At 44.7% G+C, this 10,915-nt stretch carries 12 protein-coding genes; 8 read left to right on the top strand and 4 right to left on the bottom strand.

Going from position 1 to position 10,915, the window contains the following annotated elements; all coding sequences use genetic code 11:
• The 3 genes from AACT18_RS11440 to AACT18_RS11430 form a co-directional block, all read left to right on the top strand.
• Positions 1-138 (top strand): transposase domain-containing protein (locus tag AACT18_RS11440; protein WP_141138106.1); only part of this gene is annotated, 138 nt, incomplete at its 5' end.
• A 491-nt stretch (positions 139-629) separates the two neighbouring features.
• The gene (locus AACT18_RS11435) at positions 630-1,193 is read left to right on the top strand and encodes a hypothetical protein (RefSeq protein ID WP_094144246.1); all 564 of its coding nucleotides are present in this window, start codon (positions 630-632) and stop codon (positions 1,191-1,193) included.
• A gap of 35 nt (positions 1,194-1,228) precedes the next feature.
• Positions 1,229-1,678: a GyrI-like domain-containing protein gene (locus AACT18_RS11430; protein ID WP_094144245.1), complete on the top strand. Its 450-nt coding sequence runs from the start codon at positions 1,229-1,231 to the stop codon at positions 1,676-1,678.
• 237 nt (positions 1,679-1,915) lie between these two features.
• On the opposite strand, the gene AACT18_RS11425 is transcribed toward AACT18_RS11430, so the two are convergent.
• From AACT18_RS11425 to AACT18_RS11415, 3 genes are read right to left on the bottom strand one after another with little or no spacing between them, the layout of a single operon-like run.
• Positions 1,916-2,548, bottom strand: coding sequence for a YdcF family protein (locus AACT18_RS11425; protein ID WP_094123464.1), 633 nt, complete (start codon positions 2,546-2,548; stop codon positions 1,916-1,918).
• Entirely contained in the window at positions 2,541-3,371 is an 831-nt protein-coding gene (locus tag AACT18_RS11420) for an NAD(P)H-binding protein (protein ID WP_094125523.1), read from the bottom strand. The genes AACT18_RS11425 and AACT18_RS11420 overlap by 8 nt, the downstream gene beginning before the upstream one ends.
• Before the next feature lie 32 nt (positions 3,372-3,403).
• Complete coding sequence (locus AACT18_RS11415; protein WP_010318618.1) at positions 3,404-4,294, bottom strand: LysR family transcriptional regulator; 891 nt, start codon at positions 4,292-4,294, stop codon at positions 3,404-3,406.
• A 96-nt stretch (positions 4,295-4,390) separates the two neighbouring features.
• Between AACT18_RS11415 and AACT18_RS11410 the strand changes: the two genes are divergently transcribed.
• Positions 4,391-4,834: a PACE efflux transporter gene (locus AACT18_RS11410; RefSeq protein WP_088732283.1), complete on the top strand. Its 444-nt coding sequence runs from the start codon at positions 4,391-4,393 to the stop codon at positions 4,832-4,834.
• A 63-nt stretch (positions 4,835-4,897) separates the two neighbouring features.
• On the opposite strand, the gene AACT18_RS11405 is transcribed toward AACT18_RS11410, so the two are convergent.
• Positions 4,898-5,131 carry a TIGR02647 family protein gene (locus AACT18_RS11405; RefSeq protein WP_010318620.1) on the bottom strand — a complete coding sequence of 78 codons (234 nt, stop codon included), beginning with the start codon at positions 5,129-5,131 and terminating at the stop codon, positions 4,898-4,900.
• 302 nt (positions 5,132-5,433) lie between these two features.
• Between AACT18_RS11405 and focA the strand changes: the two genes are divergently transcribed.
• From focA to torA, 4 genes are all read left to right on the top strand, one after another.
• Positions 5,434-6,288, top strand: a complete 855-nt coding sequence (gene focA, locus AACT18_RS11400; protein ID WP_026028023.1) for a formate transporter FocA — start codon at positions 5,434-5,436, stop codon at positions 6,286-6,288.
• Between the two features lie 640 nt (positions 6,289-6,928).
• On the top strand, positions 6,929-7,105 hold the full coding sequence (torE, locus tag AACT18_RS11395) for a trimethylamine N-oxide reductase system protein TorE (RefSeq protein ID WP_010318622.1): 177 nt from the start codon (positions 6,929-6,931) through the stop codon (positions 7,103-7,105).
• 51 nt (positions 7,106-7,156) lie between these two features.
• Positions 7,157-8,341, top strand: coding sequence for a pentaheme c-type cytochrome TorC (gene torC, locus AACT18_RS11390; RefSeq protein WP_094124778.1), 1,185 nt, complete (start codon positions 7,157-7,159; stop codon positions 8,339-8,341).
• Positions 8,342-8,365: 24 nt separating this feature from the next.
• Positions 8,366-10,828 (top strand): trimethylamine-N-oxide reductase TorA, encoded by a 2,463-nt coding sequence (gene torA, locus AACT18_RS11385; RefSeq protein ID WP_094124777.1) that lies wholly within the window; start codon positions 8,366-8,368, stop codon positions 10,826-10,828.
• The last annotated feature ends 87 nt before the right edge of the window (positions 10,829-10,915 follow it).

Raw genomic sequence — 10,915 nt, 5'->3', positions numbered from 1 at the left:
GCTTTGCTGTATAGCATCATCGAGACGGCGAAAGCGAACGGACTGATACTCTACGATTACATGGTCAAATGTATGAAAGAACTGGCAAAGCCAGAGCCTGATATTAACTCTCTTCTTCCTTGGAACTTCTCACACTGAAACTAAAACGCCCCGTGGGATCATGGGGCGCTTACATATTATCTGATCCATTATAGTGATCTATTTGTCGATAACATTAATCTATGAATATAGTCTTTGTTTCAAGTAGAGTGTCTTCGACATTTAGATTGCTGATGAAACTTTTTGAGTTCAAAAGCTATTTCGACGTAATAACATTTCCTTACTTGCAACCACCATAACTTAGGTACGTTGTGTAAAGCGATACAACGACCGTTGTCTATAATACTCAGCACACATCATGCTGAGCAGTGTTGTGGGTTAAAATTCAATAACCAACTGATTTTAATTGATTATTTTTATTTACTTTAATTTCTTATTTCCTTGTTTCACTTTCTGACATGATTACCAGGTTCTAAACATTCCTTATCCATATCAATGGACCCCCATATAGTCTTCTGGACCCCCATATAGTCTTCTGATGGTGATGGATTGTTCTACATATACACAAACTTTTTCCAAAGGTCTAAGCAATGACATATCGTATTATTTTAATCCCAGCTTTGTTTTTATTGGCTACCGCGAACCCAGCGATAGCAGAAGATACCAAAGAGTACGTTTTTAACCTTCAACACGTTGTTAAGGAAAAATTAGACTTTTATTTGACAGATCCAATGGCAAGTTTACGGGCACAGGCAGAAAGCACTTTGAACTTTGACCTTCTAGAGCATCATTCTGGTAGCTATAAACATGAGTTTATAGCTACTTTAGTTGAAGGCTCTGTGATTAAATCCAATATACCTGAATATAAATTTGATCTTGAACTAAAAAGATCAGCCATATTTTTAAATGACGGTAAAGCCTGTAGCGAAACATCATCATGCCCTGATGAAAGTACTGTTGGATTAACAACGAATATTCTACAAGACCACCTCGTTTTCAATGCGGCACGTTCTGATGCACCAGCCATCAAACTAGAAGGCTATCAAGGTAATAAAGCACTACCAGGATTTCAAGTTAGGCATAAGCGTAAAAATGAATTCCCAGCCGGTACTTATACTGAACAATGGATATTATCCATCACTCCTTCCATATAATGACCCTGTTGTGTAACTAGGAGAAAAATAAACTAATGAATATTAGTGAAATTAATGCTTTTGATGCTACTGGTTTCGTCGTTCGTACGACTAATACAGATGAAACGAATCCGATGACTGCAAAAATCGGAAATCTTTGGGAGAAGTTTTACTTGAATGCAGCCCCAGAGTTAACCGAAAAGTCAAAAGTGTATGGTTTATACACGAACTATGAATCTGATTTTACTGGTTCTTTTGATGTTATCGCTTGTTCGGACACATTATCGCCACACTTATTGTCAGAATCAGTCAAAGCGAATGTTTCCTCTGGTAAGTACGTGACTTTTTCTGCGACTGGTGAAGTGCCACAAGTAGTTATCGATTTATGGCATGAGGTTTGGAGTTATTTTGCTTTTGAAAACTGCCCCCACGAACGAGCATATACAACAGACTTTGAGTATTACAAAAGTGCTAATTATGTAGAAATCTATATTGCTGTTAGATAAGTTATACAAACGTTTTAAGATGGGCAGCCAACGGGCAGCATTTTTACTATACGTTGTTTTTGTGGAAGCGGAAACTTGCTAGTCTTGCTAGTAGCGTTGGCTGCCTGAAGCGGGCTAAAGAAGCATTGGTAAGTAAATTCATTACTTCCGCGCCTTGAACAAATTATTCGATAGGGAGGTTTAAGCCTCCCTATCTATTTTGTATGCCCCACAACTTTGTATGCCCCACAACTTGTGTTACCACTCAAATTGACTCAGAACTTGGTAAGCAAGTGTCACATCGTCTGGGATCGGTTGCTCAATCTGAAATCCTTGTGCTGGGTAGTCGCGGACTCGCACAAAATCGTCTAATAGTGCACTCAGTACAACATCAACGGTGAAATCCTCATCAAGATAATCGAAAAATGTCTCTCCGCTAGAGGTCACCATCAATGACTCAAATGGGGCGGGCCACTGCTTAACAAATGTGGCGTAGGCACGACGTTCCATGAAGGGTTTTTGAACTACAATAATACGTTGCGCAGTGATCGATTTTTCTGCCAATAGATGGTGACTAAATCGTACATTTTCTCCAGAGTGAGTCGCCTTTTTTTCCAGTAAAATCGCGTGGGTTGGGACGCCACAATCTTTGGCTATGTCAGCAAAGGTTTCTGCTTCGCTTTTAGCAAATTTACCCTCAGTAAAACGCCCTTGTCCGCCAGAGAAAAGAAGGTAGGGAGCCAGATTTTGTTGGTACAAATGTGCAGCATACTCAGCCACGCGCAAATCATTGCTGCAAAACACCATAATGATATCGGCCGCGACGAGCTCATGCTTCATCTGCATGTACTGCCACAAGGTTTCAATGTGTTGGTAGAGATGTTTACTCATTCAGTGCCAGAGCCTCTAACGTGTGTGAATAATGAAATTGATAGCCCAATTGACTCAGCTTGTCGCTTAAGATGCGTTTGTCTGCAATATCGACAATTGGCGGCAATGGTGAGTCTAGCTCGGCGGCCGCCAATGCGGCTTGATAAAACTCAGCTTTACTCACGGTTTGTGGTGTGGTGGCGTTAACGACCTGTTTGGAGAGTTTTTCGCTGGCAAAAATCAGTGCACCAATGGCGTCTTTTTGATGCAACATATTAGCTGGTGCAAGCCGGCTGACTTGCGCCAAACGCGCTGCAAATCGTGAGGGATGACGGTTTGGTCCGATCAAGCCACTACAGCGTACAATGACATAATCCAGCCCTGAATCGATAATGTGTTGCTCGGCTTGCAACATAATTCGTGCTCCTTCACTGAAGTTTGAGTCATTTTGCGCCAGTGACAAGGAGGCATGCTGTTCACTCATTGGTTGTGCAATGTCAGGATAGACGCTGGTTGAGCTGACCATGACGATTTTACGCACATTAGCCAGCTTTGCTTGCTTGACTAAATGCTGCCACTGCTGCGCATACTCTTGCCCTCTTCCCTTGCGAAAACCGGGTGGAAAGCTACCTATCACAATCTCACTTTTTTGAGCAATAAAGTGCTGCGATAAACTTTGGTCGCGCAGAGAAAGATCGCATACAAAGCCTGTGATGCCATGTTGCGTTAACTCAAGCATTCCTGCCGTTTGGGTGCGGCTGGCGTAGACTTGGTGGTTTTCGGTAAGAGCTTGCGCTAGAGGAAGGCCTAGCCAACCTGCGCCAATAAGGGTAATGGTGATCATAAAATGTACATCCTGTATTGATTGTATGCCGATCAGGCATCGGTGAGTGGGCTAAGCTGGCGCAACAACTGCCTGACCATTTTATGGATAGGATCGGCGCTCATGCGCTGGTGCTGAATGACATCAATGTTGGTATACCAAGCCAGCTGTTCAAACTCAACAGGGACACGCACTAATTTCCCCATCGCTTGTTCACTTTCGGCTAAATAGCTTGGCAGCAAACACCATCCTAAACCGCTTAACGCCATCTCTAATAATAGATAGTAGTTATCGGCGTACCATATCTCGGGGCTAAAGGCTTGATGGAAACTGCTGGTTTTATGGCTGCGTGAGCGGATAACTAGCTGGCGATGCAATCTTAGCATATCGATATGGGGCGCTTGATGCTGAGCCAATTCATGCTCTGCGGCCACATAAACATCAAAACGGATTGAACCGACATTTTCAAAATCAAGGTTATTCGGTAAGGCCAATTCACTGAAGATGATCCCACAGCTAGCGCGACCTTGTTCCACCATCTCAATCACATCGGTACTTGATGCACTTAAACATTCAATTTCAATGTGTGGAAACTGTGTGGCTAACTGTTTGAATAAATGGGTTAACCCTTGTAACGGGATCCCTTCATCCATCGCGAGCGAAAGCTGTTGATTGGGTGATGAAGCAAGCAGTTGTGCTTGTTGCGCTAAGCGTTGATGTTGCTGCAACGTCGCTTGCGCATACGGTAGAAGTCGCTCGCCTTGCGCGGTTAACCGTGGATAACGGCCGGAGCGATCAAACAGTTCTACACCGCAATCAATTTCTAAATTGATGATGTGTTGGCTAACAGCCGATTGAACTTTGCCCAACTGTCTTGCCGCGCCGGAGAAAGAGCCACTCTCAACGGTTGCGGTAAAGGCTTGCAACTGATCAATACTCAACATATCTCATTTACCGATACTATCTAACTTTTTAGTATCTTCAATATAGATGAAAATGAGTTTATTCAACACCTCAGACGAAGAATAAAGAGGAGAAAAATGATGTCAATGAGAGAGCTGTCGATGAAAGAGCGCCTTTTCCATGCCATAACGTTTGAAGTGACCGCATTAGCGTTAATTATTCCAATCTCCGCATTGGTGACAGGGCAGGGAACGGGGGATTTAGCCATGATAGGTATTGGTTTGAGCCTATTTGCCGTAGCGTGGAACTATCTATACAACGTTTTGTTCGACCGAGTGTTTGGTAGCAACCGATTAGCGCGTACGGTTAGCTTACGCTTGTTACACACGACCGGTTTTGAAGGTGGGCTCGTCTTTATTTCTATTCCGGTGATCGCTTGGGTTTTAGACGTATCGATGTGGGATGCATTGATTTTGGAAGCTGGGTTTCTGACCTTTTTCTTTATCTACACCACACTGTTTAACTGGGGATATGATCGAATTCAGCCCTATCAACGTTGGATTGAGCGAATGGCCAAATAAAGAAGGGCGGTTTTTAAGGGGACAAGGCAGCCAGCAGAGTCATGGCTGCCTTTGCAGGCTAGATTAAGAGTTCAAAACGCGCAACACGCGCTCTGCATGCTCGGCCACTTCGATACCTTCATCCGTTAAATAGCCACCATCAGGTAATGTACACAGACCTTTTTCGTAAAGACGTTGAACGGCGGATTGCATGTCGTCAGACGCATCATTACGGACTTTAATGCCAGTCGCAGCGCTGCTTAAATCAAATTGGAGGAGTAGATTGAGCTCGGCGATATTTTGTTGAGTAAATTTCATCTCGACACCTATATAGTGAATGATTTTTTGTCACCATAGATGGCAGTGCTGTTGGCTGCAATCAGTTGTTGTAAGAAATGTTATCTGCAACCAAATTGGGGATATTTCACACAGTTATATTCATCATTGGCTTGCAAGAGAGAGGCTATCTATAGACGCTGGATATGGGCTATCAATAAATTTTTATGATTTTCATCACGCTAAACACATTTTTTGTAAACATAGAAAATAGCTCTTGAATTGTCATAGGAATGGAGCGATTATCCGCGCCTTATATAACTTGTTTCAAAATGTTACTTGCCATGAACTTAAACCAATTTGATTCCCTATTGCCACCGCAAATGGCAGAGCGCGCCGCAGAAACTGGCGTTGGAAAAGCGACGAAAGATCCGATGAAGTCTTTCCTTCTTGCCATTTCTGCTGGCATTCATATCGGCATTGCTTTCGTTTTTTACACTACAGTGACGACAGGCACGGGCGATATGGCTTGGGGTCTGAGTCGTTTTATCGGCGGCTTTGCGTTTAGCTTAGGTCTTATTCTGGTGGTGGTCACCGGTGGTGAGTTATTCACTAGTTCAGTGCTGACTTTGGTTGCACGTGCGAGTGGCAAAATTTCTTGGAGCATGCTGATTAAAAACTGGGTCATCGTCTATTTTGGCAACCTTGCTGGTGCGCTGATGCTTGTCGCTTGTATGCTCGTTTCCAAACAATATATGTTTGATGGTGGCCAAGTTGGCCTCAATGCGATGGCCATTTCTCAGCATAAATTGCATCACGAGTTTATGCAGGCAGTAGCGCTTGGTATTATGTGTAACGTGTTGGTGTGCGTGGCGGTCTGGATGACTTTCAGTGGTCGTACCTTGACTGACAAAATTATGGTGATGATTTTACCTGTCGCTATGTTTGTCGCCGCGGGTTTTGAGCACTGCATCGCTAATATGTTCCAAGTTCCGATGGCAATTGGTATCAAATATTTTGCACCCGCTGAGTTTTGGCAGATGACGGGTGCCAATATTGCCGACTACGCAGACCTTAACTTAATGGGTTTTTTGATCAATAACCTATTACCCGTGACGATTGGCAATATCATCGGTGGGGGTGTTTTTGTTGGCATTTGGTACTGGTTAATTTACCTTCGAGATGGATCTCACGAATAACTCCTTATTGAAGAGATGATCTTAGAAGCGGCTTTAAGGGCCGCTTTTTGTTGTCATCTCTAAACCATCACCTTAGGTGGTGTTGACTGCTTCTGCTAGTGTTTGTTCACTATTTATACCTTTAAAACAGCTTATCCACATTTTCTGTGGATAAGCTGTTTTAAAGCCAGTGTGTAAGATCAATTCTATCAAGAAGTGCACAAAAACCCAGCAGTGGGCAGTGCATTATGCACTGAAGTGGGGCGAATATAGCACCAATTCCTGAGCGGTGATCGACATCTAACCATGCCTCATCTTATTAACAATGGCGTTACATTTTGGTTGCCATTTGAGCGTTTTGCGGGAAGAAATTCGCACCTCAATCCTATCTTGCAATTCATTTTGTTTCTTTTTTGTTTCTTGTTTAACGTTTATGAAAAGAAATTAAATTGACACAACCACTCACATTTCTATACATAAATTCTTAATCAAACACAACTCCGTGCGAGCTCAAAAAAGTAGTGGATTCCTTGCTATATAAGGTAGGAATCGATTGAACCCTATAAAGAGTATGGTCTAACATTTCGTATCAGAAATGGTAATAAGCTGAGCTCTGTCGTCGAGCTGCTCAAAATGACTGAAATACAAAACAGGCAAATGTATGAGTGATGTTAATAAAATAGAGAGTAATGAGAAACGTTCGCTTGAGTGGAAGTCTTTCCTCTTAATCACAGTGGTTCTCTTTCCGATCTTAAGTATCGCCTTTGTCGGCGGTTATGGATTCATTGTTTGGATGCTGCAAGTGTTCCTCTTTGGTCCTCCTGGTGCGCACGGTTAATTCCACGGTTCACCCGTAATCCTTTTGATCGAAAATTTAAGAGAGCGAATCATGAAATCATTGTTAGTCAAAATTTGGCGCACTATGACTCGTCCAGCCGTGCACATCAGCCTTGGTGTGCTCACGATGGGCGGTTTTATCGCCGGTGTGATTTTCTGGGGCGGTTTTAATACTGCACTGGAAGCCACCAACACAGAAGCATTCTGTATCAGCTGCCACACAATGCGCGACAACGTTTATGTTGAGCTGCAAGAAACCGTGCACTGGAAAAACCATTCAGGCGTACGTGCCACTTGCCCAGACTGCCACGTACCACACGAATGGACCGCTAAAATTGCGCGTAAGATGCAAGCCTCTAAGGAGGTATTTGCGCAAGTTTTTGGTGATTTAGGTACCCCTGAAAAATTCGAAGAGCGCCGTATTGAATTGGCCAAGCATGAGTGGGAGCGCTTTTCAGCCAACAACTCATTGGAATGTAAAAATTGCCACAATTACGATTCGATGGATTTCGAACAGATGTCGGCAACCGCGCGTATTCAGATGAAACAAGCAGCGGAAAAAGATCAAAGTTGCCTAGATTGCCATAAAGGGATCGCCCACAACCTGCCTAAAAATATGGATAGCTCAGGTGGACTGATTGGCGAGCTAGAGCAGTTGGCATCTAAAACCGATTACTCGGTCGGCAAGCAAGTGGTGAGCGTTCGCTTCTTACCTATTTATGAAGATGCGCAAGCTCAAGTGGAAGCAGGCCTTCTGAACCCAGCATCGGCAGTCACGGTATTGGATGAGAAAGGCGAGATGATTCAAATCGAAATTGATGGTTGGCGTAAAGCAAAAGGCTTTGGTCGTGTGATCCAAGAAGATTTTGGTATGAACATCGCTGTGGGCTCCTTGATGAAAGAAGCGGCACAAAATGATGCAATCGTCACTGTTGGTGAAAAGCGTGTCGATGATCTCACCGGTCTACCTTGGGAAAAAGTAAACGCGAAAGTGTGGATGAAAAAACAAGCCATGCTCGATAGCGTGGATCCAATTTGGCAAAAAGCGGGTGAGGCCTATAAAACGAACTGCTCTGTCTGTCATAGCCAACCGGATGAAGCGCATTTTGATGCGAATACTTGGCCGGGCATGTTTAACGGCATGATGGCATTCGTCAACTTCGACACAGACAGCGAAGCGTTAGTCTTGAAGTATCTACAAAAACACTCTTCAGATTTTGCTGAAGGTCACCATTAATCCACGTCAAACGGAGTTTTAAATATGGCGATTACACGAAGAAGTTTTCTTAAAGGTGTAGCAACCACCAGTGCGGCGTCGGTTATTGGGCCAAGTTTATTGGTCTCGACATCGGCTAACGCGGCAGAAACCACAGGCAGTTGGAAAGTATCAGGCTCTCATTGGGGCGCATTTCGCGCACATGTGTATGGCGGAAAAGTACAATCGGTCAAGCCGCTAGAATCAGACACGCACCCCACTGATATGCTCAATGGAATCAAAGGCATTATCTATAGCCCATCACGAGTGCGTTACCCAATGGTTCGCCTTGATTGGCTCAAAAAACATAAATACAGCGGCGAAACACGTGGCAACAACCGTTTTATCCGCGTCACTTGGGATGAAGCGTTGGATCTGTTTTATCGTGAACTTGAGCGCGTACAAAAAGAGTATGGCCCTTGGGCGCTGCATGCAGGACAAACGGGTTGGAACCAAACGGGGTCATTTCACAACTGTACAGCGATGATGCAACGCGCTGTAGGTATGCACGGTAACTTCATCACCAAAGTGGGTGATTACTCAACAGGTGCAGGCCAAACCATTCTTCCTTACGTGTTAGGTTCGACAGAAGTGTATGCTCAAGGCACCTCTTGGTCGGAAATTCTTGAGCACTCAGACAACATTGTTTTGTGGGCGACCGACCCGGTAAAAAACCTGCAAGTTGGCTGGAACTGTGAAACGCACCAATCCTTTCCTTACCTTGATCAGTTGAAAGAAAAAGTGGCGAAAGGAGAGATCAATGTTATTTCTGTTGATCCAGTCAAGAATAAAACTCAGCACTTCCTAAACAGTGACCATTGGTACATTAACCCACAGACCGACGTAGCATTTATGCTGGCGGTGGCACATGTGTTGTATAACGAAGATCTGTATGACAAGGCGTTCATCAAAACTTATTGCTTAGGATTTGAACCTTTTATTCAGTACGTTCAAGGCGAAACGAAAGATAAGATTGTTAAGTCGCCAGAATGGGCCGCCGAGATTTGTGGCGTAACAGCCGATAAGATCCGCGAATTTGCACGTATGCTCGTTAATGGCCGAACTCAGTTACTGTTTGGTTGGTGTATCCAGCGTCAAGAGCATGGCGAACAGCCTTACTGGGCTGGTGCGGTTGTGGCGGCGATGGTTGGTCAAATTGGCCTGCCAGGCGGGGGGATCTCCTACGGGCATCACTATTCTGGCATTGGGGTTCCATCAACCGGTTTTGCCTCGCCCGGCGGCTTTCCACGTAACCTAGATACGGGTTCAAAACCGAAATGGGACAACGAAAACTACAACGGCTACAGTAAAACAATTCCTGTTGCCCGTTGGGTCGATTGCTTGCTAGAGCCGGGTAAAGAGATCCGCTACAACGGTTCTAGCGTAAAATTACCTGATTACAAAATGATGGTGATTTCAGGCAATAACCCGTGGCATCATCACCAAGATCGTAACCGAATGAAGAAGGCGTTCCGCAAGCTTCAAACCGTCGTCACGATCGATTTTGCTTGGACGGCGACTTGCCGTTTCTCCGACATCGTTCTTCCTGCCTGTACTCAGTTTGAGCGCAATGATATCGATGTGTACGGTTCTTATTCTGGCAAGGGTTTGATTGCCATGCACCGTTTGGTTGATCCTTTGTTCCAATCGCGTACTGACTTTGAGATTTTCACTGAATTGACGCGTCGCTTTGGCCGCCATGAAGAGTTCACACGCGGCATGGATGAGATGGAGTGGGTCCGTTCGCTCTATGACGAGTGTAAAAAAGCCAACGCGGGTAAGTTTGATTTACCAGAATTTGAACAGTTTTGGCAGCAGAGCGTACTGGATTTTGGTGAAGGCCAACCTTGGGTTCGCCACGCCGACTTCCGTAAAGACCCTGAGATAAACGCACTGGGTACACCGTCTGGCTTTATCGAGATTACGTCACGTAAGATTGGGCGTTATGGCTATGAACATTGCCAAGATCACCCGATGTGGTTTGAAAAAACCGAGCGTTCGCACGGCGGTCCGGGCTCAGATAAGCATCCATATTGGTTACAATCTTGTCACCCAGATAAGCGTTTGCACTCACAAATGTGTGAGTCAGAAGAGTATCGCGCGGCCTATGCTATCAATGGCCGTGAGCCCGTGTATATCAACCCAATCGATGCGAAACAAAAAGGCATTAAAGCAGGGGATTTAGTTCGCGTATTTAATGATCGCGGCCAGCTATTAGCTGGTGCCGTCTTAAGCGATGGCTACCCGCGCGGCGTGATCCGTATCGAAGAGGGGGCGTGGTATGGCCCGTTGAATGAAAAAGAGGGAGCTATTTGCACCTATGGCGATCCAAATACACTCACACTCGATGTCGGTTCATCTGAGCTGGCGCAAGCCACTTCAGCCAATACTTGCATTGTCGATTTCGAGAAATTTACTGGTAAAGTACCACCAGTGACGTCATTCGGTGGACCAATCGAAGTGGCGTAATTCCGTCATTAGCTCAACGAAACGCCAGCAAACATGCTGGCGTTTTACTTGTCACATCCAAACTTGTACCTTGGGCGTTCTCATTGT

Source organism: Vibrio sp. V04_P4A5T148 (assembly GCF_963875605.1).
In the GTDB taxonomy this organism is placed as follows: domain Bacteria; phylum Pseudomonadota; class Gammaproteobacteria; order Enterobacterales; family Vibrionaceae; genus Vibrio; species Vibrio anguillarum.
Note: the sequence above shows the minus strand (reverse complement) of the source record. Positions and strands in the feature narration are given on the sequence as shown.

What these genes read in the sequence shown, in the direction of transcription:
- torE (WP_010318622.1), top strand. Translation starts at nt 6,929, where the DNA reads ATGAGTGATGTTAATAAAATAGAGAGTAATGAGAAACGTTCGCTTGAG.
- focA (WP_026028023.1), top strand. Translation starts at nt 5,434, where the DNA reads ATGAACTTAAACCAATTTGATTCCCTATTGCCACCGCAAATGGCAGAG.
- AACT18_RS11435 (WP_094144246.1), top strand. Translation starts at nt 630, where the DNA reads ATGACATATCGTATTATTTTAATCCCAGCTTTGTTTTTATTGGCTACC.
- torA (WP_094124777.1), top strand. Translation starts at nt 8,366, where the DNA reads ATGGCGATTACACGAAGAAGTTTTCTTAAAGGTGTAGCAACCACCAGT.
- AACT18_RS11415 (WP_010318618.1), bottom strand. Translation starts at nt 4,294, where the DNA reads ATGTTGAGTATTGATCAGTTGCAAGCCTTTACCGCAACCGTTGAGAGT.
- AACT18_RS11405 (WP_010318620.1), bottom strand. Translation starts at nt 5,131, where the DNA reads ATGAAATTTACTCAACAAAATATCGCCGAGCTCAATCTACTCCTCCAA.
- AACT18_RS11420 (WP_094125523.1), bottom strand. Translation starts at nt 3,371, where the DNA reads ATGATCACCATTACCCTTATTGGCGCAGGTTGGCTAGGCCTTCCTCTA.
- AACT18_RS11425 (WP_094123464.1), bottom strand. Translation starts at nt 2,548, where the DNA reads ATGAGTAAACATCTCTACCAACACATTGAAACCTTGTGGCAGTACATG.
- AACT18_RS11430 (WP_094144245.1), top strand. Translation starts at nt 1,229, where the DNA reads ATGAATATTAGTGAAATTAATGCTTTTGATGCTACTGGTTTCGTCGTT.
- AACT18_RS11410 (WP_088732283.1), top strand. Translation starts at nt 4,391, where the DNA reads ATGATGTCAATGAGAGAGCTGTCGATGAAAGAGCGCCTTTTCCATGCC.
- torC (WP_094124778.1), top strand. Translation starts at nt 7,157, where the DNA reads ATGAAATCATTGTTAGTCAAAATTTGGCGCACTATGACTCGTCCAGCC.